The organism is Kitasatospora sp. MBT66 (assembly GCF_000710405.2).
Lineage (GTDB): Bacteria > Actinomycetota > Actinomycetes > Streptomycetales > Streptomycetaceae > Kitasatospora > Kitasatospora purpeofusca.
Genome location: NZ_JAIY01000007.1, coordinates 240,160 through 264,254, shown reverse-complemented (window position 1 = coordinate 264,254; position 24,095 = coordinate 240,160). Strand labels below are relative to the sequence as shown.

The following is a 24,095-nucleotide window of genomic DNA, read 5'->3' as shown; positions in this document are numbered from 1 at the left end:
GAGGCGCCCCACGGCCGGGAAGCACGGGGCGGGGCGCCGCCGGCCGTGAGCCGCCCCGAGGGCCGCCCCGCCGCAGCGGATGCGTCACCCGGCAACCGGTGGCAGCGTGGAAGGCGACCCGGGCCACCGGACGGAAGGGCGGCGGATTCGCCATGGCACTGCACAAGGGCGCCGGTGACGACCGCCGGCTGACCGTCGGACCGTTCGTCGGCACCGCCGCCGACCCGCTCGGCGGGATGGCGCTGTCGCCCCCGCTGCACCGGCTCTCCGACGGCCCGGTCCCCGCCGACACGGCGTACCAGCTGATCCACGACGAACTGCTGCTGGACGGCAACGCGCGGCTCAACCTGGCGACCTTCGTCACCACCTCGATGGACGTCCAGGCCACCCGGCTGATGACCGAGTGCCTCGACAAGAACATGATCGACAAGGACGAGTACCCGCAGACCGCCGAACTGGAGCGGCGCTGCGTGTCGATCCTCGCCCACCTGTGGAACGCCCCGGACCCGGACGCCGCCGTCGGCTGTTCCACCACCGGCTCCAGCGAGGCCTGCATGCTGGCCGGACTCGCGCTCAAGCGCCGCTGGATGACCCGCAACGCCGACCGCTACGCCGCCGGCGCCCGGCCCAACCTGGTGATGGGCATCAATGTGCAGGTCTGCTGGGAGAAGTTCTGCACCTTCTGGGAGGTCGAGGCCCGCACCGCGCCGATGGACGGCGAGCGCTTCCACCTCGGCCCCGAGCAGGCGGTGGGGCTCTGCGACGAGAACACCATCGGCGTGGTCGGCGTGCTCGGTTCGACCTTCGACGGCTCCTACGAGCCGGTGGCGGCGATCTGCGCCGCGCTCGACGACCTCCAGCGGCGCACCGGCCTGGACGTGCCGGTGCACGTGGACGGCGCCTCCGGCGCCATGATCGCGCCGTTCCTGGACGAGGACCTGGCCTGGGACTTCCGGCTGCCCCGGGTCGCCTCCATCAACACCTCCGGCCACAAGTACGGACTGGTCTACCCGGGCGTCGGCTGGGCGCTCTGGCGGGACCACGAGGCGCTGCCCGAGGAGCTGGTGTTCAGGGTCAACTACCTGGGCGGCGAGATGCCGACCTTCGCGCTGAACTTCTCCCGGCCCGGCGCCGAGGTGGTCGCGCAGTACTACACCTTCCTGCGGCTGGGCCGGGCCGGCTTCCGGGCCGTCCAGGGCGTCTGCCGGGAGGTGGCCGGCTATCTGGCCGGGGAGATCGAGGGCCTCGGCGGCTTCCGGCTGATCACCCGGGGCGACGAGCTGCCGGTGTTCGCGTTCACCACCACGGACGAGGTGCCGTTCGACGTGTTCGACGTGTCGCGACGGCTGCGCGAGCGGGGCTGGCAGGTGCCCGCGTACACCTTCCCGGCGAACCGGGAGGACCTCGCGGTGCTGCGGGTGGTCTGCCGCAACGGGTTCTCGCGCGACCTCGCCGAGCTGCTGCTCACGGATCTGGAACGGCTGCTGCCGGAGCTGCGCAGCCAGCCGGTCCCGCTCAAGGACCTCGGCGTGCCGGTCCGGACGGCCTTCCACCACTGAGCCCCGGCGGGGCGGGCGGAGAGGCGAAGAAGCGAGAGCAGACGGAGAGGTGAACAGCCGGGCGGTCGTCGCCAGGAGCAGGCGGTCGGGGCCGTGGGCACGGTGGGAAGGGCCGCTTGAGACAGCTTGGGACACCCTTCCCACCGTGCTTCCCTGCGGTCCGGGGCAGTATCCCCCCGTGAGACTGTCTCGGACCGGTGGAGGGCCAGGGAACGGCGGCACCGGGGCCGTAGGGGCGGCGCCCGGGCGGTGGGACCGGGGCTGCGTACCGCTCCGGCGGAAAGAACAATGCCCGACCGTCATATGAATGTTCGAGCCTTCTCCGGTGTTGTGAGACACTTCCGTCCGTCTCAGCGCCAGGACCTGGGTATTGGGACACCGGGCCGTCGTGGTTTGAGACGCGGACACGTCACCGGGGCCCGGACCGGTTCCAGCACCGCCCGCCCGCCCGCCTCGCACGTTTGGAAGAGACCGCATGGGTTCCGCCTGGAAGCAGCTGCCCGACGACCTGTCCGACCCTGCCAGGCGCCTCACGGAGGAGCTGCGAGCCGTCAAGGACGCGACCGGGCTCTCGCTCTCCGAGCTGGCCGCCCGGACCCACTACAGCCGGGCCTCCTGGGAACGCTGGCTGAACGGCAAGCGGGTCATCACCGCGCAGGCGCTCGAAGCGCTGGTCGGTGCCGTCGACTGCGACGGGCCGAAGCTGCGGGGGCTGTGGGAGCTGACCGCGGCCGAGGGGGCGACGTCGGGCGACCCGGCGCCTGCGGATGCCGCGGAGACTGCCGAGACCGCGGGGGCCGCGGGGGCCGCGGAGGAGTCGGACGAGCCCGACCGGGAGTCGGGCGCCGATGTGGAGGCCGCCACCACCGCCACCGATGGCGCACCGGCCGACAGCTCGCCGGCCGACGGCACCGGGGCGGACGTCCTGGGCGCCGACGGCGCCGGGACCGGGAGCACCCCCGAACTCAGCTCCGTGCCCGCTCCCGACCGCGCCAGGACCGTCGAGCGGCCGACCGGCCCGGTGCGCGGCCGGTCCATGGCCCTGATCGCCGCCTCGGTGGTCGCGGTCCTGCTGCTGGCGCTCGCCGGGATGCGGTACTTCTCCGGCGCCGACGAGGACAAGGTCGGACCGACCGCCGCCACGGTGCTGCCCCCCACCTCGACGACGCCCGTCGACTCCGCCTCGCCGAGCACCTCGCCGCCCGCCGTACCGGCCAACCCCGCCCCGGCGGTCCCGGCCTGCCAGGCCCTCGGCTGTGCGCACAAGGACCCCAAGGCGGCCGGCTGCGGCGGCGACGCCCGCACCCTGCTGACCACCAACATCGGCAAGGTCGTCATCTACCTCCGGTACAGCCAGAAGTGCCAGGCGGCCTGGGCCGCCATCACCGAGGGCCAGCCCGGCGACCAGGCGACCATCACCACCAGCGCCGGCGAGTCGGAGACGGCGCTGATCCACTGGGGGTACGACAACTACTCGCAGATGGTGAACGCGGGCGACCCCTCGGCCGTGCTCCAGGTCTGCGGCAAGCAGGCCCAGCCGGACGGCGCCTCCTGCACCTCCAGCATCTCCGACCTGGCCCGGGTGGTCGCCAACACCCCGATCCCGGTCGGCCCGGCCTCCCCGCCGGCGGCGGCCGGCGACCCGGCTCCGGCGCCGACCCCGTCGAGCTGACGGACCGACGGACCGACGGACCGACGGACTGACGGACCGACCGGCAAACAGGCAACCAGGCAACCAGGCCGCACGACGCGCCACCGGGCGGGTCGTGCGGCCGCCTGCTACTCGAGGTACCCCCGGAGCTGGGCGGCGAAGGCGTGGTCGCGGAGCTTGACCAGGGTCTTCGACTCGATCTGGCGGATCCGCTCCCGGGTCACCCCGAACAGCACACCGATCTCCTCCAGCGTGCGGGCCCGGCCGTCGTCCAGGCCGTACCGGAGCTGGACCACCTGTCGCTCGCGCTCGCCGAGGGTGGCCAGCACCGCCTCCAGGTGCTGGCGCAGCAGCAGGAAGGCGGCGGACTCGGCGGGTGAGGCCGCGTCGGCGTCCTCGATGAGGTCCCCGAGCGCGACGTCGTCCTCCTCGCCGACCGGGGTGTGCAGGGAGATGGGCTCCTGGGCGAGGCGGAGCAGTTCCCGCACCCGTTCCTCGGTGAGCTCCAGGGCGGCCGCGATGTCGGCCGGGCCGGGCTCGGTCCCGCGCTCCTGGAGCAGCGAACGCTGCACCCGCACCACCCGGTTGATCAGTTCGACGACGTGCACCGGCACCCGGATCGTCCGGGCCTGGTCGGCCAGGGCGCGGCTCATCGCCTGGCGGATCCACCAGGTCGCGTAGGTGGAGAACTTGTAGCCCCGGGCGTAGTCGAACTTCTCGACCGCCCGGATCAGCCCGAGGTTCCCCTCCTGGACCAGGTCGAGCAGGGTGAGACCGCGGCCGATGTAGCGCTTGGCGACGGAGACCACCAGCCGCAGGTTGGCCTCGATCAGCCGGCGCTTGGCGAGCCGGCCGATCAGCACCAGGGTGCCGAGTTCGGCGGCCAGCCGGTCGGCGGGCGGCGGTTCGCGGTGCAGCCGCTCCTCGGCGAACAGGCCGGCCTCGATCCGGCGGGCGAGGTCGACCTCCTCGGCGGCGGTGAGCAGCCGGATCCGGCCGATCTCGCGGAGGTACTGGCGGAGCAGGTCGGCGGCGGGCCCGCTCGGATCGGCGGCCGCCGGACGCCGCGGTCCGACCGTCTCCTCGGGGTCCTCCGGCTCCTCCCGACCGGCGCCCTCCGCGCCCTCGGCATTCTCGGAGTCCTCGGAGTCCCCGTCGTCGGCGTCCCCGTCGTCGGCGTTCCCGTCGTCGGCGTTCCCGTCGTCGGAGTCCTCGGCGTCCCCGTCCCCGGTGTCCTCGGGGCCGGCCGCCGCCTCGGCGTCGGGGTGCCCCGACGGGTGGCCCTGGGCGGGCACGCGTCCGCCGTCCGCGGGCGGTGCCCCCGCCCGGCCGTGGTCCTCCGGCGGGTCGGCGGCGTCGTCGTACGGCGGAGGCGGGGCGAGCGGATCAGTGGTCGGTCGGGCGGTCGCGGCGAGGCCTCGGTCCACGGGCATCCCCTCTGGGCGGGCGCGACTCTGGCGGACCCGCGCTGTACGGAGGCAGGACGCCCTCCAGTGTGCGGCACACCACGCTCCGTGGCCGAGACTCGTGCGCGGACTTTCTGAACCGGGGCGCGAACGGGCGCCGGAGCACGCCGGAACGGGCGCTGGAGGGCGCCGGAGCACGCGGCAGCGCGCGCTAGAGGGCGGCCGAACCGCCGCTGCGCAGGGACTGCCCGTACTGCTGGAGCTGCCACAGCTCGGTCTGCACGGCGTGCATGTCCTCCGCGGCGGCGCGGTTGCCGAGGCGCTGGAGGTGGGCGCGGACCTCGTCGACCCGCCGGTCCACGGCCAGCAGCCGCAGCTTGACCAGGAACTCCCCCGCGTAGACGGCGTCCACCTTGCGGCGCGAGCGCACCGGTTCCACGGTCAGCTCGGTGACCAGCGAGCGCACCCGGTCGTCCGGGCAGATCTCGCGCACCACGCTGGTGAAGTCGGCCAGGGTGGCCCCGTACGCGGCGCCGCCGGCCTGGCCGATGGCCCGCCGCACGGCGGTGTAGGGCGGGGTGGGGAACTCGTCCTCGGCGTAGTTGTCGAAGGCCGGCGAGACCAGGTCCGGGTGCTGGAGGGCCAGTTTGAGCAGTTCCCGCTCGACGAACTGGGCCGGGTCGCGCGGGTTGAGCACGAAGGCGGGCCGGGCCGGACGGACCGGCTGCGGCGGCTCGGGGCGGCGCTGGCCGTTGGCCCGGGGGTTCTGCTGGCGCTCGCGGTCCCAGCGGGCCAGCTGGGCCACCCGGCGGACCACGAACGGCTCGTCCAGGATGCCCAGCATGCCGGCCAGCCGGACGGCGTACTCGTGCTGGATGGAGCGGTCCTTGATCCTGGCGACGATCGGCGCCGCCTCCTCCAGCGCCGCCGACCGACCCTCGGGCGTGTCCACCCGGTGCTTGGCGACGGCCGAGCCCAGCGCGAACTCGAAGAGCGGGACGGGGTTGTCGATCAGTTCGCGGACCGCGTCGTCGCCCTTGGCCAGGCGCAGCTCGCACGGGTCCATGCCGCCGGGGCTGACCGCGATGGAGGTCTTGGCGGCGAACTTCTGGTCGTCCTCGAAGGCCCGCAGCGCGGCCTTCTGGCCGGCCGCGTCGCCGTCGAAGGTGAAGACGGTCTCGCCCCGGTACTGCGAGGTGTCCATCAGCAGCCGACGGATGATCTTGATGTGGTCCTCGGCGAAGGCGGTGCCGCAGGTGGCCACGGCGGAGGTGACCCCGGCCAGGTGGCAGGCCATCACATCGGTGTAGCCCTCGACCACCACCGCGCGGCCGGACTTGGCGATCTCCTTCTTCGCCAGGTCGATGCCGTAGAGCACGTGCGACTTCTTGTAGATCGGCGTCTCGGGGGTGTTGAGGTACTTGGGACCGTTGTCGTCCTCGCGCAGCCGCCTGGCGCCGAAGCCGATCACCTCGCCCGCGATGTCCCGGATCGGCCAGACCAGCCGCCCCCGGAACCGGTCGATCAGCCCGCCGCGCTGGCCCTGCGAGGCCAGGCCGCCGAGCAGGATCTCCTTGTCCGTGAAGCCCTTGCCGCGCAGGTAGCGCACCAGGTGCTCCCAGCCGACCGGGGCGTAGCCGACGCCGAAGGTCCGCGCGGACTCCTCGTCGAAGCCGCGCTCGGCCAGGAAGCGGCGGCCGATCTCGGCCTCGGGCGAGGCCAACTGCTCCTGGTACCAGGCGGCGGCCACCTTGTGCGCCTCGACCAGCCGGGTGCGCTCGCCCTGCTGGTGCCGGGGGCTGTAGCCGCCCTCCTCGTAACGCAGGGTGATGCCGGCCTGGGCCGCCATCCGCTCGACGGCCTCGGCGAAGGTGAAGTGCTCGATCTTCATCAGGAAGGCGATGGTGTCGCCGTTCTCCTGGCAGCCGAAGCAGTGGAAGACGCCCTTGGCCGGATTGACGTAGAAGGAGGCGGACTTCTCGTCGTGGAAGGGGCAGACGCCCTTGTACTCGCCACCGCCACCGTTGGTCAGCTGTACGTAGTCGCCGACCACGGCGTCGATCGGCAGTGCGCTCCGCACCGCCTGTACATCTTCGTCCCTGATCCGCCCGGCCACCCCGGAAGTCTACTGGGGCGGCCGGGTCTTCCGGCGGGCCCGACCGGCCCGCCGCCCGTCAGGACCCGGCCGGGCCGGTCAGCCGGGCGTGCAGGGCCAGCGCGGAGGCGTCGGTGAGGGTCGCGATCTGGTCGATCACGGTGCGCAGGGCCGCGCGGTCGTCCTCCGCCTCCTCGTACATCGCGGCGAACACCGGGTCCAGCACCTCGGGGGCGCGCCGGGTGAGGACCTCGGCCAGCTCGGCGATGACGATCCGCTGCCTGGCCCGCAGCTGGGCCTGCTCGTCGCGCTGCATCACGTACCGGACGGCGACCGCCTTGAGCACCGCGCACTCCAGCCGGACCTCGCGCGGCACCACCAGCTCGGCCCCGTACCTGGTCAGCGGGCCGGGGCCGTAGCGGGCCCGGGTGGCCTGCTCGGCGGCCAGGCAGAACCGGCCGATCAGCTGGCTGGTGAGGTCCTTCAGCCCGGCCCGGGCGCGGGCGGTGCCGTCGTACGACTCGGGCCACCAGTCCTTGTCGAGCAGCCGGTCCAGGGCGTCCGCCAGCTCCTCCGGCTCGGCGTCCCGGGCGTAGCGCTCGGCGACCTTGAACAGCTCGGACCGCTCGCTCGGGGCACGCAGCGCGACCGGGTCGATGTGGCCGGCCTGGAGGCCGTCCTCGACGTCGTGGGTCGAGTAGGCCACGTCGTCGGACCAGTCCATGACGGTGGCCTCGAAGCACTTGGCCCCGGCCGGGGCACCGGCCCGCAGCCAGCGGAAGACCGGCAGGTCGTCGGCGTAGACGCCGTACTTGGGCGAGGCCGGGTCGGTGGGGTGGGCGCCGTGCGGCCACGGGTACTTGGTGGCGGCGTCCAGGGCGGCGCGGCTCAGGTTCAGGCCGACGCTGCGGCCCGGCCAGGGGGCCAGCCGGGCCGGCGTCCCGTCCTGCGGGGCGAAGCGCTTGGGCTCCAGACGGGTCAGGATCCGCAGCGACTGGGCGTTGCCCTCGAAGCCGCCGCAGGCCTCGGCGGCCTGGTCGAGCGCCTCCTCACCGGTGTGGCCGAACGGCGGGTGGCCGATGTCGTGGGCCAGGCACGCCGTCTCGACGAGGTCCGGGTCGCAGCCGAGCGCCGCGCCCAACTCCCGGCCGACCTGGGCGCATTCCAGCGAGTGGGTCAGCCGGGTGCGGGGGAAGTCGCTGCGCATCGGGGCGACCACCTGGGTGGTGCCGGCCAGCCGGCGCAGGGCGGCGGAGTGGAGCACCCGGGCACGGTCGCGCTGGAAGGCCGTCCGGCCGGGGCGTTTGTCCGGTTCGGGAACCCAGCGGGCCTCGGCGGCGCGGTCGTACGGGGTCGGGGTCGTGGCGGCGGTGAGGCGGTGCGCGGTGTCGTCCATATGCCCCTCACCGTACGCCGCGGCTGTGACACCGGAAGTGTGCCGCGCGCGGCCGGGCGCGGGCCGGGGCGTGAACCCTTGGACGCCCGCCGTCGGCCCTGTTGTCGAGGGCGGCGGTCAGCCCCGCAGCGCCTTGAGCACGGCCGCGGCCGCGCCCTCCTGGCCCTTGGCGTTGGGGTGGATCGCCGCCAGGCCCTGCGTCGGGAACGGCGGCTCCACCCAGCGGGCGGTCTCGCCCGCGCACATGTCGTGGCCGGCCGAGGGCCCGGAGAGGTCCACGAAGACCGCGCCGGCCGCCTCCGCCCGGCGCTTGAGCATGGCGTTGAGCTGCTGCTCCTTCTCCACCAGGAAGCCGAGGTCCCCGCCCGCGACGGTCGACCCCAGCACCGGGACGCAGCTCGCCGGGTCGGCGGGCAGCAGCGCCGGGTAACCGACCACGTAGACCCTGGCCTGCGGGGACCGCCGCTTGACCTCCTTGAGGGTCTCGCCGAGCCGCTCGCCGGCGCTGTCCACCTTGCGCTGCACCTGGTCGCCGCCGTCCGCGGCCGCGTAGGAGTCCCGGCAGGGCGCCGCCGCCCGGTCCGAGCCGACCAGCCCCTTGAGCGCGTCCACCAGGTTCTCCTTGGCGCACTGGCCGACGACCTCCATGAACCCGGCGTCGTTGCCGCCGATCCCGAGGGTCACCAGCCGGGTGGCCGGGGTGAGCGCGTCCAGCTGCGGCGGATTGACGCCGCCCTCGGTGCTCTGGGCGCCGGTGAGGTCGCCGGTCCGGGCACCGCTGCAGCTGACGTCGCGGAACCGCTCGCCCGCCAGGCCGAGCGCCTGGGCCACCAGCGAGGGGTAGTTGACCGCCGAGCGGGAACAGCCCTTGGGCACGCCCACCTGGGGGCTGATCTTCAGCCCCGCCGTGTAGGAGTCGCCGAGCGCCACGTACGGCCCGGTGGGTGTCGGGGTGGGCGTCGGCGTCGGGGTGGGTGCGGCCCCGGTGGCGGCGGCGCGCGGCGGTGCCGAGCCGCCGGCGGCGGCCGCGGCGACGGTCTCCGAACCGGACGAACCGGAGCATCCGGCGACCAGCACGGCGGCGAGGCCCGCGCTCAACACGCCGCCGAGCGTGCCGATCGGGCGTACGGACAGTGACACGGGAACCCCCCGGTAGGAGCCGCTGGCATTCTCCCTACGACGGCCCGTCCCCCGGGCACCGCAGTACCCAACGGACGGGCGGGCGCGATCGCTCCCGTCCGGAACGGGAAATTTCGGCGGGCGCCCCGGAGGCCCGACAGCGGGCAGCCCCGGGCGACGGTGACCGTGGTGACCGTCGCCCGGGGCCGCCCGGGGCGACTGCTCCGGCGGACCGCTCCGGCCGACTACTCCGGCCCGCGCTCGTGCTCGGCCAGGAACTGCTCGAAGCGGCGGCCCAGCTCGTCCGCGGACGGCAGGTCCACCGGCTCGGCCAGCAGGCTCTCCCGGCCCTGCGAACCGGCCACCGCGTCGTACTGGCCCTCCATGCCGCGGATCGCCGAGCGGAGGTCGCCGTCGCCCTGCGCCAGCTGCTCCTCGATGTCGGCGTACACCTCGTCCACCCGCTCGCGCAGCAGCGTGCCGGGCAGCACCAGCCCGGTCGCCGACTGCACGGCCTCCAGGATCAGCACCGCGGCCGCCGGGTACGCCGAACGCGCCACGTAGTGCGGCACGTGCGCGGCGAAGCCCAGCACGTCGTGCCCGGCCTCGGCCAGCCGGTACTCCAGCAGCGCCTGGGCGCTGCCCGGGACCTGCGCCTGCTCGAACCACTGCGGGTAGCCGGCCGCGAGGTCCAGCCGGTTGCCGTGCGGGGTCAGACCGACCGGGCGGGTGTGCGGCACGCCCATCGGGATGCCGTGGAAGTCGAGGGCCAGCCGGACGTCGAAGCGCTCGACCAGCTGCCGGACGGCGGCGGCGAAACGCTCCCACTCGACATCCGGCTCCGGGCCGGTGAGCAGCAGGAACGGGGAACCGGCCGCGTCGTGGAGCAGCTGGAGGAGGATCTCCGGAGGCTCGTAGGACGACCAGTGCTCGCGGTCGAAGAGCATCGCGGGGCGGCGGGCCCGGTAGTCCACCAGACGGTCGTGGTCGAAGCGGGCGACGACCTGGGGCTCGCCCGTCTCCAGCAGGTGGTCGACCACCTGGGCGCCCGCCTCGCCGGCGTCCATGAAGCCCTCGAAGTGGTGGAGCAGCACCAGGCCGGCACCGGTGTCCGCCAGCGCGGCCCTCGCCGCGGCCACCGCGGCCACACCCTGCTGGTCCAGCTCGTACAGCGCCTGGGGATCACGCACCGCTCACCCACACCCCGTTTCTTTCCTCGTCGCGGTTCACCGCGCACGCCCCCGCGCGGCTGCCCGCGCTGGGACTGCTGCCCGGCTCTCCTCGTCCAGCGTGCGGAGTGCCGCCGGAATTCCCGCCGGGCCGGGCCCGTTTCGCGGCCCCGCCCGGCGCGCGCCCGTCGTCCCGCCCGTCGCGCGCCCCCGCGAGGCCGACCGGACCATGATCGCACCCGGCCCGAAAGGCCCTGGTCAGGGGGGTGCGAACGGTCGCCGCCACAAGCCCCGGACCAGCCCCGACGGCCATTCGTGTGCCGCGAAGTGACGCATTGCCTTCTGGCGGGTATCGTCCTCTCGCTGCCTCGCATCGTCGCGTCGTCGTCACGTCGTCCGTAACGCCGTCGATCACGACCCGGACCGGTGCTCGGCCAGCCACCTACGACGCATCTTGCCTTCACCTGGCCGCCTGCTTCCCTTCGCGCTCTCGTTTCCTCTTCGGCCATCTCGCGGACGCACACTGTCCCCTCGCTCATCCCGCCGGACCGGTCCGTGGACCCGTGTCCGTTCCGGCACCGCGCTGCCCGACTCCGGGCCGTCGCTCCCCGCCCCGCTCGACCGGACCTCCGGCGTGCGCGGGCACCGGTGGGCGCACTCCGGAGCGGGGCGAACCGTCCACTGCTGGCCCTCGCCGCACCCCGGCACGGGCCAGCGCCCTCCGACCGCCGAAGGACCGAAGGTTCCGTGCCCGTACCTGTCATCCTCACCGGCCGCACCGTGCGGCTGGAGCCCCTCGCCGCGCACCATGCCGAGGCCATCGCCCAGGCCGGCGCCGAGGACCGTACGACTTACGCCTTCACCCCCGTCCCGCACGGCCTGGAAGCTGCCCGGGAGTACATCGCGCGTGCTCTGGCGGACCAGGCCTCCGGCCGGTCGCTGCCGTTCGCGACGGTGAACCAGGCGGACGGCCGAGTGGTGGGCTCCACCCGGTTCCTGGAACTCGACTACTGGCAGGGGCCGCTCGTCTGGCCGCCGGTTCCCGGCGTGCCGTTCGGCGACCCGGCCACGGCCGTCCCGGACGCCGCCGAGATCGGCAACACCTGGCTGTCCCCGCGCGCCCAGGGCACCGGCATCAACACCGAGGCCAAGCTGCTGATGCTGCGGCACGCCTTCGAGGTGTGGGGCGTGCAGCGGATCTCGCTGCGCGCCGACGCCCGCAACATGCGGTCGCGGGCCGCCATCGAGCGGCTGGGCGCGACCGGCGAGGGCGTCCGCCGGGCGCACTCGCGGGGGCTGGACGGGGTGGTCAGGTCCACCGCGTTCTACTCGATCCTGGACAGCGAGTGGCCCGCCGTGCGCGACATCATCGAGCTGCGGATCGCCGCCGCGACCTCGCCGAGCGCCCCGGATCCGGCGATCAACCAGGAGTGCCTTAGACACGGCGGCGGCGCGGGGCATCTGATCACGGCCTGAGGCCTCCGGCCGGGTCCTCTCCGGAGGCTCCGGGGGTCCGGGCGATTCGGCGGTCCGGTGGTTCGGGGCCGGAGGGTTCGTCCGCCCTGGTGTCCGGACCCGGCGCGGGTCCGGACACCAGGGCCGGGGTCAGTCCGCGACCGGCCCGTCCGCGACCGGCACGCCCGCGACGGCGGCCCGCAGCAGCCGGGCCAGCAGGCCGGCGCCCCGGCCGTCGTCCTCGGGCGCCCGGCCGGGGCAGGCCTCGACCACGGCGGAGACCGGGCGCCGGCCCGCCCGCTCCGGCGCCACCGTCAGTTCCCACCAGGGGTGGCCGTCCGGACCGCAGAGCCGGAGCGTGCCCTCCCGGGTGTGCAGCGCCGGGCGGCGGCCCCCGACCAGCGGCCCGGCCCCGGTGCGCAGCCGCTGCCACTGCTCGTCCGTCCACAGCACGTCCGGCACCGGGCACGGTCGCGGCACCAGCATCTCCGCGCGGCCCCGGCCGGCGGACACGCTCCCCGGTTCGACGAAGGCCCAGGCCGGCAACGGCTCCCGGGCAGCCAGCCAGTCGGCGGGGATCCCGGCCGTCCCGGTGTGCGCGGCGACCACGCCGCCGGTGATCGCGGCCACGGTGTCCGCGTCCCCGCCGGCGGCCACCGCCGTCCGGATCGCCGCCGGGTAGTCGGTGAGGTGCCGGGCCGCGCACCACAGCGCGTACGGGACGGTGTCGGCGGCGCTGGTCCGGCTGCCGTTGCCGAGCAAGCGCGCCACCACCGTGAGGTCCGGTTCGGCGAGCAGCGCGACCGCCTCGGCCAGGCCGTCGTGGACGGCACCGCGCGGGGTCAGGTCGAGGACCTGCTCCAGGAAGCCCGCCGGCGTCGTCCGGGCACCGCGGGCCCGCGCCGCGCAGGCGGCGGCCACCGCGACGGCGACCGCGCCGTCCACCGCCTGCGGGTGGGTGTGGGTGATCAGCGCCGTCTCGACGGCCGGGCGCACCGCCTCCGCCGGGTCGGCCGCGTACGCCGCCCCGAGCGGGGCGACCCGCATCGCGGCGCCGTTGCCGTACGAACCCTGGCCGTCGAACAGTGCCGAGGCCAGCTCCCGGGCGTCACCGCCCTCCCGGACCAGCCGCAGCAGCCGGTTGGCGGCCGGGCCGTAGCCCCGGTCGAAGTCGTGCCTGCGGGCGAAGGCATGGGTGAGGTCGAACACGTCGATCGCGCCGCGCTCGGTGTGCGCGGCGTACACCGAGCACGCCATCTCGGTGTCGTCCGTCCACGGCCACGGGCCGGGCGGGGTGGTGCGGGCGGCGAGGTGGGCCCGCGCGGTGGCGGGGACGAAGAACTGCGCGCCGAAGGCGTCGCCGACGGAGAGGCCCTGGAGCGCGTCGAGCGCGGGGCCGGGGTGAGGAATCGTCATCTTGGGCACCAAGCCCACCGTCCGCACCGGCCCGGCGTCAACCCGGTTCCACCGGACACTCCCCGGGCGGGCGATGTTTCGCATACCTCCGACCCGGGCGGGAAAACACCTCGGCATGACCCTCGCCGCCCCGGCCTCCGCTGTTCCGCCGACGCTCGCCGCCGTGACGCGCCCTCCCGTCGCCGCTCGCGCGCGGGCCGCACCGCGGCCGGTCGTCGACCCGCTGCTGCTGGTCGGCGGCGACCAGCAGCACATCGTCACCCGCGCCCAACTGCGCGCGCTCGGAGTGCCGTCCGGGAGCATCGCGCACCGGCTGCGGCCCGGCGGCCCGTGGCAGCGGGTGCTGCCCCGGGTGATCTGCCTGCAGACCGGGCGGCTGACCCCGCACCAGCGGCTGCGGGCCGCACTCGCCTACGCGGGCCCCAAGGGGCGGCCCGCGCCGCAGGCCGGGGAGGTGCTGCTCACCGGGGTGGCGGTGCTCGCCGACGCCGGCCTCCCCTCCGCCGGGCACCCGGCGGACCTCACCGAGGTGGACGTCCTGATCCCCGCTCAGCGACGGGTCGCCGACCGGGGGTTCGTCCGGATCCACCGCGCGGCCGGGGCGATGCCGGGCGGCTTCGAGCGCGACGACGGGCTGTGGAGCACCTCGGTCGCCCGCGCGCTGGCCGACCTCGCGCCCCGGGCGGGCGGACAGCGCCGGTTCCGCGCGCTCTGCGCCGAGGCCGTCCAGCGGCGGCACTGCGAACTCGGCGAGCTGCTGGACCAGTTGCTCGCCCGGCCGGACGCCCGCGAACTGACCGGGCCGGCCCGGGTGGTCGAGGAGCTGACGGCCGGAGTGCGGTCCGTGGTCGAGGGCGAGGCCCGGGACGCGGTGCGCGGCGCCGGGCTCCCCGAACCGCTCTGGAACCCGGTGCTCTTCCTGGACGGGCGGTTCCTGGCCGTGCCGGACGCGTACTGGCCGCAGGCCTGCGTCGCCCTGGAGATCGACTCCCGGGCCTGGCACCTGAGCCCGGCCGACCACGAGCGGAGCCTGACCCGGGCCAACCGGCTGACCGCCGCCGGCCTCCCGGTCGTCCGCACCACCCCCGTCCAGCTGCGCCGCGACCCGGGGCCGGTGCTGCAGGAGGTGGCCGCGCTGCTCTCGACCGGTCCGCACGGACCGCACCGCCGGGTCACCTGGCGGCGGGCCCGGTGAGGGGACGGGGGCGGGGCAGTGCTGGGGCAGTGTTGGGGTGGCTCGACGGCTTTGCGGTTCGGGGACGCTGCGGTTCGGGGACGCCGCAGAGTGCGACCCCGGGAGGTCACGGCTGCCGGCCCTCCGCCTCCCGGCCCGCCGCCTCGGCCGCCGCCGCCAGCTGCTGCAGGACGCCCAGGTGGTCGGCGAGCGCCCGGCGGCCGGCCCGGGTGGCGGCCAGCCAGGTGCGCGGGCGCTTGCCGACGTAGCCCTTCTTGACCGACAGGTAGCCGGCCTCCTCCAACGCGCTCGCCGCCTTGCTGAGCACCGAGTCGGAGACCTGGCAGTAGTCCCTGACGGCGGAGAACTCGGCCTCGATGCAGCCGCCGAGGAACGCCAGCACGGTGAGCCGGGTGGGGTGCTGGAGCAGCGGGTCGAGCCCGGCCATCAGGCGTCCCCCGCCTCGCGGCGGATCCGGGCGTTCACGCGCACCATCGCCAGCCAGAACAGCGCCCCGGCCGTGACGCCGGCACTGCCGAACGCCCCCCGGGCATCGGCTCCCAGCAGATGGACGACGGCGGCCACCGCGAGGGCTCCGGCGAAGACCAGCACCACCCAGCGCGTCATCGGCCCGCCGAAGCCGGGCGTCCAGCCCCTCGCCACACCGCCGCGACGGGTCACCACGGCCCCCAGGGCACCGCTGACCGCCGCGAAGACCCCGCCCAGCACACCGGCCAGCCAGCTCGCGTCGGCCCACAGGGCGTAGCCGAGGCCGAGGCCGTAGAGCGAGAAACCGGCGGCGAACGTGGCGCCGTACCAGGCGGGCACCGGCTGCGGTGCCTGGGCGGCGGCGCGCGCCCGGGCGGCGAGGCCCAGCGCCTCGGCCGCGGACAGCTCGACAGGCACGGAATCGCTCATGGAGTCCCCCGGTGGTGGTGATCGTTGATCTTGATTCCACTATGGCACGTACTTTCCGCGATGGAAAGTACTTTCAGTGGGGCACCGGACCCAGTGGGGCGCCGAGCCGCATCCGCTCCTCAGCAGCGGGAGTCGATCTCCTGGAAGGTGGCGTAGTGGTCCGCGGTCCAGTACTGCTCGCCGGAGCCACCGGTGACCACCCGGCGGGCGCCCCGGTCGCCGGAGCCCGGGGTGACGACGGTGAACTCGTGGTAGTAGCCCGAGGTCTTGCGCGGGAGGCGGCTCTCCCGGTTCTCGAAGACGATGCCGTCCGAGCGGTAGGGGTAGGGGCCGCCCTTGGCGATCAGTCCGAGGGTGTCGCGGGCCTGGTCCGGGAGCCTGGTGCGGCAGACGTCGGCCAGCGCCGGGTCGGTCGGCACCCAGCCGGTGCCGGCGGCGGTCGCCGGCGGGGTGGCGGGCGGGGTCGCGGGGGCGGAGGGCCGGGGTGCGCTGGGCTTCGGTGCCGCCGGAGCCGTCGAGGCCGCGGCGGGGCCGGTGGCGGTGGGGGTCGCGGCAGTCTTGGACGCGGCGCTTTGGGACGCGCCGCCGCCGGTGTCGTCCGAGAGCAGGTAGCCGACCGCGGCGGCGAGCACGCAGATCAGCACGGCGAGGGCGGTCCACAGGCGGTTTCTGCTGGTCATGGGCCCAGCTTGGCAGTCGGCGGACCGGGGTCCGGCCAGCCACACGCGTGGTCGGCGCCACACCGGGGGGCGGGGTCCGCCGCGGTGGGACCGGACGGGAGGGAAAAGCATGCGGCCGGGGCGGGTACGGACGCCATTGTCCGTTCCTGCCCCGGCCGCTTCACGTACGCCGGTTCTCCTGCGCCGAGCTCCGGTGTACGCCCCTCCCCGATGGAGGGGACACGGTCAGCGATTCGGCCGTGCCGGGGGCTCATGACGAGCCCCCGGCACTCAGCGCGAGTCGCTGCCCGCAGTCTCGATGGCGGCGCGGCCGGCCTCCAGCCGCGCCACCGGGATCCGGAAGGGGGAGCAGGAGACGTAGTCCAGCCCCACCTCGTGGAAGAAGTGCACCGACTCCGGGTCGCCGCCGTGCTCGCCGCAGACGCCGAGCTTGAGGTCGGGGCGGGTGGCCCGGCCGGCCTGGACGGCGTGCTTCACGAGCGAGCCGACACCGTCGCGGTCGATGGTCTCGAAGGGCGAGACCCCGAAGATGCCCTTCTCCAGGTAGGCGGTGAAGAAGGAGGCCTCGACGTCGTCGCGGGAGAAGCCCCAGACCGTCTGGGTGAGGTCGTTGGTGCCGAAGGAGAAGAACTCGGCGGCCTCGGCGATCTGGCCGGCCGTCACGGCGGCGCGCGGCAGCTCGATCATGGTGCCGAGCTTGATGTCCAGCTGGACGCCGGTGGACTGGGCGACCTCGGCGAGCACGCGCTCGCACTCGTCGCGGACCAGCTCCAGCTCCTGGACCGTGCCGACCAGCGGGATCATGACCTCGGGGCGCGGGTCCGCCCCGGCGAGCTTGCGCTCGGCGGCGGCCTCGGCGATGGCCCGGACCTGCATGCCGAACAGGCCGGGGATGACCAGGCCGAGGCGCACACCGCGCAGGCCGAGCATCGGGTTCTGCTCGTGCAGCTTGTGCACCGCCTGGAGCAGGCGCAGGTCGTTCTCGTTCGGGTCCTTGCGGGCCTCGGCGAGGGCGACGCGCACCGACAGCTCGGTGATGTCGGGCAGGAACTCGTGCAGCGGCGGGTCGAGCAGGCGGACGGTGACGGGCAGTCCGTCCATCGCCTGGAACAGCTCCAGGAAGTCGCCCTTCTGCAGCGGCAGCAGGGTGGAGAGCGCGGCCTCGCGGTCCTTGTCGTTGTCCGCGAGGATCAGGTGCTCGACCTCCTTGCGGCGCTCCTCGCCGAGGAACATGTGCTCGGTGCGGCACAGGCCGATGCCCTGGGCGCCGTAGCGGCGGGCGCGCGAGCCGTCCTCGGCGTTGTCGGCGTTGGCGCGCACCGCGAGGCGGCGGCGGCCGTCGGCGTGGGACATCAGCCGGTGCACGGCCTGGACCAGACCGCCCTGGACGTCGGCGCCGGCGTGCAGGGTGCCCTCGAAGTACTCCACCACCGCGGAGGGGAGCACGGGTACCTCGCCGAGGTAGACCTTGCCGGTCGCGCCGTCGATGGAGACGACGTCGCCCTCCTCCAGCTCCAGGCCGTCGGCGGTGGTCATCCGGCGGCGCTTGGTGTCGACCTCCAGCTCCTCGGCACCGCAGACACAGGTCTTGCCCATGCCGCGGGCGACGACGGCGGCGTGCGAGGTCTTGCCGCCGCGCGAGGTGAGGATGCCCTCGGCGGCGATCATGCCGTCCAGGTCGTCCGGGTTGGTCTCGCGGCGGACCAGGATGACCTTCTCGCCGGAGCGCGACCACTTCACCGCGGTGTAGGAGTCGAAGACGATCTTGCCGATCGCGGCGCCGGGCGAGGCGGCGAGGCCCCGGGCGATCTGCTTGGACTCGGCGTTCGGGGCGAAGCGCGGGAACATCAGCTGGGAGAGCTGGCCGCCGGTGACCCGCATCAGGGCCTCGTCCAGGTCGATCAGACCCTGGTCGACCAGCTGGACGGCGATCCGGAAGGCGGCCGCGGCGGTGCGCTTGCCGACCCGGGTCTGCAGCATCCAGAGCTTGCCGCGCTCGATGGTGAACTCGATGTCGCAGAGGTCCCGGTAGTGGGTCTCGAGCGTCTGCATGATCGACATCAGCTCGTCGTACGACTTCTTGTCGAGCTTCTCCAGCTCGGACAGCGGCAGGGTGTTGCGGATGCCGGCGACGACGTCCTCGCCCTGGGCGTTGGAGAGGTAGTCGCCGTAGACGCCCTGGGCGCCGGTGGAGGGGTCGCGGGTGAAGGCGACGCCGGTGCCGGAGTCCTCGCCGAGGTTGCCGAACACCATGCTGCAGACGTTGACCGCGGTGCCCAGGTCGTTCGGGATGCGCTCCTGGCGGCGGTAGAGCCGGGCCCGGTCGCCGTTCCAGGAGTGGAAGACCGCGTGGATGGCGAGGTCCATCTGCTCGCGCGGGTCCTGCGGGAAGGCCCGGCCGGTCTCGCGCTCGACGATGCCCTTGAACACCTCGACCAGCTGCTTCAGGTCCGCGGCGTCCAGGTCGAGGTCGCTGGCGGTGCCCTTGGCGTGCTTGGCCTCGTCCAGGGCCTCCTCGAACAGCTCGCCGTCGACGCCCAGCACGGTCTTGCCGAACATCTGGACCAGGCGGCGGTAGGAGTCCCAGGCGAAGCGCTCGTTGCCGGACTGGGCGACCAGGCCGACCACCGAGGCGTCCGAGAGGCCGATGTTCAGGACGGTGTCCATCATGCCGGGCATGGAGAACTTGGCGCCCGAACGCACCGATACGAGCAGCGGGTTGTCGGCCTGGCCGAGCTGCTTGCCCATCTCCTGCTCGAGCGCGTCCAGGTGGGCGCTGATCTCCTCGTGCAGGGAGGTGGGCTCGGTGCCGGTCTCCAGGAAGACCTTGCAGGCCTCGGTGGTGATCGTGAACCCCGGAGGGACCGGAAGACCCAGGTTGGTCATCTCGGCCAGGTTCGCGCCCTTGCCGCCAAGAAGATCCTTGAGGTCCTTGTTTCCTTCAGTGAAGGAGTAAACAAACTTCTGCTGGGACGCCACGGGTCGGTCTCCTCGCGCACGGTTGCCCTGACGCCGGAGAACATACCCATTTCGAAGGCACTTCTGCGCCGCCAATAGGCCGTACGTGGCCAGGACCCGCAGGTAACCCGATAGATCGAATGCATGGAACGGCGTTCACCTCTGGAGGTGAAATCGTCCGGATGACGCTAGCAAGCGTTCAAGTCTTGAAGGCATGGAAACCGGAAGATCACATATCCGGAACACACGGTAGCCACCGGCCGCCCGGGCTGACGGCCCGGCTTGATTTCCTGCACCCTCAGTGCCGATCCACCGCCGCCCCCCTTCGGGAAGCGATCCGCCTTCGACTTGTTCATTTCGTACTGTCGGACCCCTGGGGCACGGAGGGTATGTGGCAAGCGTCACGGACACATCTCACCGATCGAGCGTAGGTCGACTCCGCCCATCGTTGCACTGCGTCCAGAAACGTGCTCGGTCCGTGACATTCGGATGCCAAAAAGGAGCCCTCTTGTCCAGAGTGGCAAAGAGGGCTGGGACGGGGTGGCCATCGGCCCGAGAGGGCCATATTTGCCACCACGTACAGATCATCCGCCAGAGGTGTCCGATTCGGCGTCTTCGCCCGGTCGGGCGCAGTCGTACGGATCGTCCAACCAGCCCTCCGGCAGAACCACACGGTTGTTGCCGCTGGTCCGCCCCCGCGGGCCGTCGGCGCCGGCCGGCCAGCTCTGCGACTGCTCCACCAGGGCCAGGGTTTCGGCCAATTCGGCCAACGAGGACGAGTTCGCCAGCTTCACCCGCAGTTCCGAGCCCACCGAGAAGCCCTTGGTGTACCAGGCGACGTGCTTCCGGAAGTCGATCACGCCGCGGGCCTCGTCGCCCAGCCACTCGCCGAGCAGCTGCGCGTGGCGGACCATCGCCCGCGCCACATCGGCGAAGGTCGGACGGGCGTAGTCCACCTCGCCCTCGAAGATCGCCACCAGGTCCCGGAACAGCCACGGCCGGCCCAGGCAGCCGCGGCCCACCACCACGCCGTCGCAGCCGGTCTCGCGCATCATCCGCACCGCGTCGTCCGCCGACCAGATGTCCCCGTTGCCGAGCACCGGGATCCCCGCCGGGACGGCCTCGCGCAGACGGGCGATCGCCGACCAGTCGGCGGTACCGCCGTAGTGCTGGGCGGCGGTGCGTCCGTGCAGGGCGATCGCGGAGACGCCCTCCTCGGCGCCGATCCGGCCGGCGTCCAGATAGGTGAGGTGGTCGTCGTCGATGCCCTTGCGCATCTTCATGGTGACCGGCAGGTCGCCGGCGTTGGACACGGCCTCACGGAGGATCTCGCGCAGCAGGTTGCGCTTGTACGGGAGCGCCGAGCCGCCGCCCTTGCGGGTCACCTTGGGGACGGGGCAGCCGAAGTTGAGGTCGATGTGGTCGGCGAGGTTCTCGTCCGCGATCATCCGGGCCGCCTTGCCGACGGTCACCGGGTCCACGCCGTACAGCTGGATCGAGCGCGGCTTCTCGCTCGGGTCGAACTTGATCAGCTGCATGGTCTTGGCGTTGCGCTCGACCAGGGCCCGGGTGGTGATCATCTCCGACACGTAGAGGCCCTTGCCTCCGCTCTGCTCGCGGCAGAGGGTGCGGAACGGCGCGTTGGTGATGCCGGCCATCGGCGCCAGGACCACGGGCGGCCAGACCACCATCGGGCCGACGGTCAGCGGCGCGAACTCGGCGCTGGCTGCGGTGGCGGTGGCGCTGGTGGTCGCGGTGCCGCCGGTCGCGGTGGCGCTGCCGGTGGCGGTGGTCGCGGTGCTGCTGCCGGTCGTACCGGTGGCGCCGGTCGTGCCGGTCGCGGTGCTCGGCTCGGTGGGTGCGGGCGGGACTGTCATGCGCGGCTGACCTCGGGGACGGCGATTCGGGGACTCTCCATTGTCCCCCACCCGCCGCGCCCGCCCCGGAGGGCCATCGGTCCGGGCTCCCCACCGCCCCTGCCCCGGCGCTGACCAGGCCCTGCCCACCTCTCTCCCGACCGGTCCGGTCGCTCTCACCCGCTGCCGTCGGCGTCACCGTCCCTCGCGAAGACCTCCACCGAACCGGAGCTGACCGAGATCCTGACCTTGTGCGGGCTGAAGCGGTCGGCCAGCACCGGATCGATCCCGCCCCGGGGAGCGGAGCCGCCCTCGAAGTCGTAGCGGGACCCGCGCGGCAGGCCCAGGCTCACCGACCCCGAGGTGACACCGATGTCCACGGCCGAGGGCTCCGCGGTGAAGCCCAGCTCCACCGAGCCCGAGGTCGCGGCCACGTCGGCCCTCGGGGAGGTGAGGCGCCGGCCGTGCACGGAGCCGGAGGTGGTACGCACGGTCAGCGGACCGGACACCTCGTCCAACCGGACCTCCCCCGAGGTGGAGGCCAGATCGATCTCACCCGTCACCCCGGCGATGTCGATGCTGCCGCTGGACTGCCGTCCGGTCACCGCGACCCCGGGCGGAACCTCAAGCTCGACCACCGCTCCGCAGCCGATGTCGCCGACCGCGAACACCTGGTTGCAGACCATCCGGACGTCGAGCTCGCCCTGGTCGAACAGCGCCGAGACCACCGGCTTCCGCACCATCCAGTTCAGAAGCTGCCGGACCACCACCTGGCCCTCCTGCCCGGGCCGGATCCGGACGGCGGCCCGGCCGGTGTCCAGCCGCACCTTGGTCACCGCGATCCCGTAGGTCCGCTCCGAACGGCTCTGCTGCTGCACCGCCGTCGCCCAGGCCTGCAGGGCACCGATCAGCATCACCACGACCAGCGTCACGGTCCCGAGGACCCGCCAGCCCCGGTGGCCGCCGCGGGCGGGCGGCCCGGGCACGGGTGCAGCGGGGCTCGCCGTCGCCGTCCCCCCGCCCCGGACCGGGCCGGTGCCCGCGGTCGGACCGGCCTCCGGCGTCCTCATGCCACCTCCAGGAAGCGCAGCACCGCCATCACCCGGCGGTGGCTGTCGTCGGCCTGCGGCAGGTCGAGCTTGGCGAAGATCGAGTTGATGTGCTTGGCCACCGCGCTGTCGCTGACCACCAGGGAGCCGGCGATGGCCGCGTTCGACCGGCCCTCCGCCATCAGGGCGAGCACGTCCCGCTCGCGCGGTGTCAACCGCTCCAACGGATCGCGGTGGCGCCGCACCAGCAGCTGGGCCACCACCTCCGGGTCCAGCGCCGTCCCGCCCTCGGCGACCCGCTGGAGGGCGTCCACGAACTCGTCGACATTGGCCACCCGCTGCTTGAGCAGGTAGCCGACCCCGCTGGTGTTGGTCGTCAGCAGGTCCGCGGCGTAGCGCTCCTCGACGAACTGGGAGAGCAGCAGCACCGCCACCTCCGGCCACTGGCGGCGGATCACCAGCGCGGCCCGCACCCCCTCGTCGGAGTAGCCGGGCGGCATCCGGACGTCCGCCACCACCACCTGCGGGCGGTGCTCCTCCACCGCGACGAGCAGTGCCTCGGCGTCCCCGACGGCGGCGGCCACCTCGTAGCCCACGGCCTCCAGGACCTTGACCAGACCGACCCTGAGCAGGACCGAGTCCTCGGCGATCACAGCGCGCACGGCAACTCCACGGTAATGGTGGTCGGGCCCCCGACGGGGCTGACCAGGAACAAGGATCCGTCGACCGAGGCGGTGCGTTGCCGCAGGCCGGTCAGGCCGGTGCCCCGAGCGGCGTCCGCCCCGCCCACGCCGTCGTCGCTGACGACCAGGTGCAGCCGACCGCCGGCCGTCCGCACCGTGACGTCCACCCGGGAGGCCCGGGCGTGCTTGGCGACATTGGTCAGTGCCTCGGAGACGGTGAAGTAGGCTACGGCCTCGACCGTCGGCGCTATCCGCTCGGCCAGGTCGACGTCCAGCCGGACCGGCAGCGGGATCCTGGCCGCGATGCCGGAGAGCGCCGCGTCCAGCCCGCGGTCCTCCAGAACGGCCGGGTGCAGGCCGCGGACGAGGTCCCGCAGCTCGTCGATGGCCGCCTGGGCCTCCTCGTGCGCCTCGACTATCACCTGCATGGCCTCGGGCGGGATGTCCTTGAGGGTGCGGCGGGCCAGGCCGAGGTTCATCGCCAGGGAGGTGAGCCGCTGCTGGGCGCCGTCGTGGAGGTCGCGCTCGATCCGGCGGCGTTCGGCGTCGACCGCGTCCACCAGGCCGGCCCGACTCTCCACCACCTCCTCGATCCGGTGTTCCAGCACCGCCGTGCGGCCCGGACCGAGCATCCGCACCGCGAGCGCCTCGTCCAGACCGGCCAGCAGGCGGACCGCCCAGGGCAGGACCGCCAGCAGCGCCACGCCGCCGACGGTGAGCGGGACGTCCAGCTTGGCCCAGTGGTCCGCGACCGGCGAGGAGGACGGCATCATCCAGGCCCAGCCGAAGACCGTCGAGGCCACCACGGCCGCGCCCGACCCCCACAGCACGACCAGCGCGCCGAGCGCGACCAGCGGAGCGACCACCAGGTGGTAGCCGATCTGGCGCCAGCTCACGGCGGTGCGCAGCGTGGCCACCGCGCCGGCCGAGGTGCCGGCGGGCCGCAGCAGCGGCGGGACGTCCACCCCGCGCAGCGCCCGCAGCCGGGCGCGCTGCGCGGCGGAGAGGAGGCGGATCCCGAGCAGGATCACGCCCACGAGGAACAGCGACACCTTGGGGACGGTGACGGTCAGCCAGACGGGAAGGGAGAGCGGGATTCCGGCGGCGAGGAACCGGGCGTCCCGCCAGAACGCCGCAGGCCACGGGGGCCGGGCGGCGCTCCCGATGAGCGCACGGCGCGGCTTCGTGGAGAGCATGGCGGACAGCCTAGAGTGCCGTGATCGGCCGTCACCATGAAGGTCGGTACCGAGAAATGGTGAAGCTGGGTACACCCCCGATTCGGATCGGTGCACTACCGACAACGCTGCCCGGGACGGCCAGTCTTGAGGGCATGACGAGCTACGCATCGCACTCCGCCGATCTGCCGCACGGGCGTCCGACCCTCGGCCCCACCGCCGCGGCCGCCCCGGCCGACCCGGCCGAGGGGCGGCTTCCGGTCGGGCCCGCGGTCCTGCCGGGCGCGACCCGCCCGGCCGCCGGGCCGTGGTCGGTGCGCAGTGTCCGGGCCGGCC

The 24,095-nt window shown here is 73.8% G+C and carries 18 protein-coding genes and 1 pseudogene; 5 read left to right on the top strand and 14 right to left on the bottom strand.

The genetic code is table 11. The features are described 5' to 3' along the window. Positions 1 to 152 precede the first annotated feature (152 nt). Together BI06_RS20680 and BI06_RS20675 are read left to right on the top strand one after the other, a co-directional pair. A complete protein-coding gene (locus BI06_RS20680; protein ID WP_030395821.1) occupies positions 153 to 1,559 on the top strand; it encodes a glutamate decarboxylase in 1,407 nt (468 codons plus the stop codon). 475 nt (positions 1,560 to 2,034) lie between these two features. After that, on the top strand, positions 2,035 to 3,231 hold the full coding sequence (locus BI06_RS20675; RefSeq protein ID WP_043470410.1) for a DUF2690 domain-containing protein: 1,197 nt from the start codon (positions 2,035 to 2,037) through the stop codon (positions 3,229 to 3,231). Between the two features lie 107 nt (positions 3,232 to 3,338). On the opposite strand, the gene BI06_RS20670 is transcribed toward BI06_RS20675, so the two are convergent. The 5 genes from BI06_RS20670 to BI06_RS20650 form a co-directional block, all read right to left on the bottom strand. After that, complete coding sequence (locus BI06_RS20670; protein WP_082558601.1) at positions 3,339 to 4,643, bottom strand: RNA polymerase sigma factor; 1,305 nt, start codon at positions 4,641 to 4,643, stop codon at positions 3,339 to 3,341. 184 nt (positions 4,644 to 4,827) lie between these two features. Next, the gene (gene dnaG / locus BI06_RS20665) at positions 4,828 to 6,732 is read right to left on the bottom strand and encodes a DNA primase (RefSeq protein WP_030395818.1); all 1,905 of its coding nucleotides are present in this window, start codon (positions 6,730 to 6,732) and stop codon (positions 4,828 to 4,830) included. Between the two features lie 58 nt (positions 6,733 to 6,790). Then, complete coding sequence (locus BI06_RS20660) at positions 6,791 to 8,107, bottom strand: deoxyguanosinetriphosphate triphosphohydrolase (RefSeq protein WP_043470407.1); 1,317 nt, start codon at positions 8,105 to 8,107, stop codon at positions 6,791 to 6,793. A gap of 117 nt (positions 8,108 to 8,224) precedes the next feature. After that, a complete protein-coding gene (locus BI06_RS50980) occupies positions 8,225 to 9,247 on the bottom strand; it encodes an SGNH/GDSL hydrolase family protein (protein ID WP_051741501.1) in 1,023 nt (340 codons plus the stop codon). Positions 9,248 to 9,471: 224 nt separating this feature from the next. After that, entirely contained in the window at positions 9,472 to 10,416 is a 945-nt protein-coding gene (locus BI06_RS20650; protein ID WP_030395815.1) for a PAC2 family protein, read from the bottom strand. Between the two features lie 726 nt (positions 10,417 to 11,142). Here BI06_RS20650 and BI06_RS20645 point away from each other — a divergent pair. Next, positions 11,143 to 11,871 carry a GNAT family N-acetyltransferase gene (locus BI06_RS20645; protein ID WP_030395814.1) on the top strand — a complete coding sequence of 243 codons (729 nt, stop codon included), beginning with the start codon at positions 11,143 to 11,145 and terminating at the stop codon, positions 11,869 to 11,871. Positions 11,872 to 12,000: 129 nt separating this feature from the next. Here BI06_RS20645 and BI06_RS20640 read toward each other — a convergent pair whose 3' ends face one another. Beyond that, positions 12,001 to 13,266, bottom strand: a complete 1,266-nt coding sequence (locus BI06_RS20640) for an ADP-ribosylglycohydrolase family protein (RefSeq protein ID WP_199523324.1) — start codon at positions 13,264 to 13,266, stop codon at positions 12,001 to 12,003. A 163-nt stretch (positions 13,267 to 13,429) separates the two neighbouring features. Here BI06_RS20640 and BI06_RS20635 point away from each other — a divergent pair, with 163 nt between their 5' ends. Then, on the top strand, positions 13,430 to 14,461 hold the full coding sequence (locus BI06_RS20635) for a hypothetical protein (protein ID WP_158516446.1): 1,032 nt from the start codon (positions 13,430 to 13,432) through the stop codon (positions 14,459 to 14,461). A gap of 106 nt (positions 14,462 to 14,567) precedes the next feature. On the opposite strand, the gene BI06_RS20630 is transcribed toward BI06_RS20635, so the two are convergent. The 8 genes from BI06_RS20630 to BI06_RS20595 form a co-directional block, all read right to left on the bottom strand. Continuing rightward, the gene (locus BI06_RS20630) at positions 14,568 to 14,888 is read right to left on the bottom strand and encodes a transcriptional regulator (protein ID WP_030395811.1); all 321 of its coding nucleotides are present in this window, start codon (positions 14,886 to 14,888) and stop codon (positions 14,568 to 14,570) included. Next, positions 14,888 to 15,358: a hypothetical protein gene (locus BI06_RS20625; RefSeq protein ID WP_043470405.1), complete on the bottom strand. Its 471-nt coding sequence runs from the start codon at positions 15,356 to 15,358 to the stop codon at positions 14,888 to 14,890. Before BI06_RS20625 ends, BI06_RS20630 begins: the two co-directional genes overlap by 1 nt. A gap of 119 nt (positions 15,359 to 15,477) precedes the next feature. Next, on the bottom strand, positions 15,478 to 16,038 hold the full coding sequence (locus BI06_RS20620; protein WP_082558600.1) for a ribonuclease: 561 nt from the start codon (positions 16,036 to 16,038) through the stop codon (positions 15,478 to 15,480). A gap of 270 nt (positions 16,039 to 16,308) precedes the next feature. After that, positions 16,309 to 19,017, bottom strand: a complete 2,709-nt coding sequence (ppdK, locus tag BI06_RS20615) for a pyruvate, phosphate dikinase (RefSeq protein WP_030395808.1) — start codon at positions 19,015 to 19,017, stop codon at positions 16,309 to 16,311. A 563-nt stretch (positions 19,018 to 19,580) separates the two neighbouring features. Beyond that, a complete protein-coding gene (gene dusB / locus BI06_RS20610; protein WP_043470620.1) occupies positions 19,581 to 20,687 on the bottom strand; it encodes a tRNA dihydrouridine synthase DusB in 1,107 nt (368 codons plus the stop codon). A gap of 341 nt (positions 20,688 to 21,028) precedes the next feature. After that, positions 21,029 to 21,922 (bottom strand): DUF4097 family beta strand repeat-containing protein, encoded by an 894-nt coding sequence (locus BI06_RS20605; RefSeq protein WP_051741495.1) that lies wholly within the window; start codon positions 21,920 to 21,922, stop codon positions 21,029 to 21,031. Continuing rightward, positions 21,919 to 22,563: a response regulator transcription factor gene (locus BI06_RS20600; protein ID WP_030395805.1), complete on the bottom strand. Its 645-nt coding sequence runs from the start codon at positions 22,561 to 22,563 to the stop codon at positions 21,919 to 21,921. Before BI06_RS20600 ends, BI06_RS20605 begins: the two co-directional genes overlap by 4 nt. Continuing rightward, a complete protein-coding gene (locus BI06_RS20595; protein ID WP_051741493.1) occupies positions 22,551 to 23,780 on the bottom strand; it encodes a sensor histidine kinase in 1,230 nt (409 codons plus the stop codon). The genes BI06_RS20600 and BI06_RS20595 overlap by 13 nt, the downstream gene beginning before the upstream one ends. 134 nt (positions 23,781 to 23,914) lie before the next feature. Here BI06_RS20595 and BI06_RS50975 point away from each other — a divergent pair. Further along, positions 23,915 to 24,095: pseudogene (locus tag BI06_RS50975) on the top strand (hypothetical protein); the annotation flags it as partial.

Coding starts and splice junctions, on each gene's coding strand:
- BI06_RS20675 (WP_043470410.1), top strand. CDS start 2,035: ATGGGTTCCGCCTGGAAGCAGCTGCCCGACGACCTGTCCGACCCTGCC.
- BI06_RS20620 (WP_082558600.1), bottom strand. CDS start 16,038: ATGACCAGCAGAAACCGCCTGTGGACCGCCCTCGCCGTGCTGATCTGC.
- BI06_RS20625 (WP_043470405.1), bottom strand. CDS start 15,358: ATGAGCGATTCCGTGCCTGTCGAGCTGTCCGCGGCCGAGGCGCTGGGC.
- dusB (WP_043470620.1), bottom strand. CDS start 20,687: ATGGTGGTCTGGCCGCCCGTGGTCCTGGCGCCGATGGCCGGCATCACC.
- BI06_RS20670 (WP_082558601.1), bottom strand. CDS start 4,643: ATGCCCGTGGACCGAGGCCTCGCCGCGACCGCCCGACCGACCACTGAT.
- BI06_RS20660 (WP_043470407.1), bottom strand. CDS start 8,107: ATGGACGACACCGCGCACCGCCTCACCGCCGCCACGACCCCGACCCCG.
- BI06_RS20630 (WP_030395811.1), bottom strand. CDS start 14,888: ATGGCCGGGCTCGACCCGCTGCTCCAGCACCCCACCCGGCTCACCGTG.
- BI06_RS20605 (WP_051741495.1), bottom strand. CDS start 21,922: ATGAGGACGCCGGAGGCCGGTCCGACCGCGGGCACCGGCCCGGTCCGG.
- BI06_RS20595 (WP_051741493.1), bottom strand. CDS start 23,780: ATGCTCTCCACGAAGCCGCGCCGTGCGCTCATCGGGAGCGCCGCCCGG.
- BI06_RS20680 (WP_030395821.1), top strand. CDS start 153: ATGGCACTGCACAAGGGCGCCGGTGACGACCGCCGGCTGACCGTCGGA.
- BI06_RS20640 (WP_199523324.1), bottom strand. CDS start 13,266: ATGACGATTCCTCACCCCGGCCCCGCGCTCGACGCGCTCCAGGGCCTC.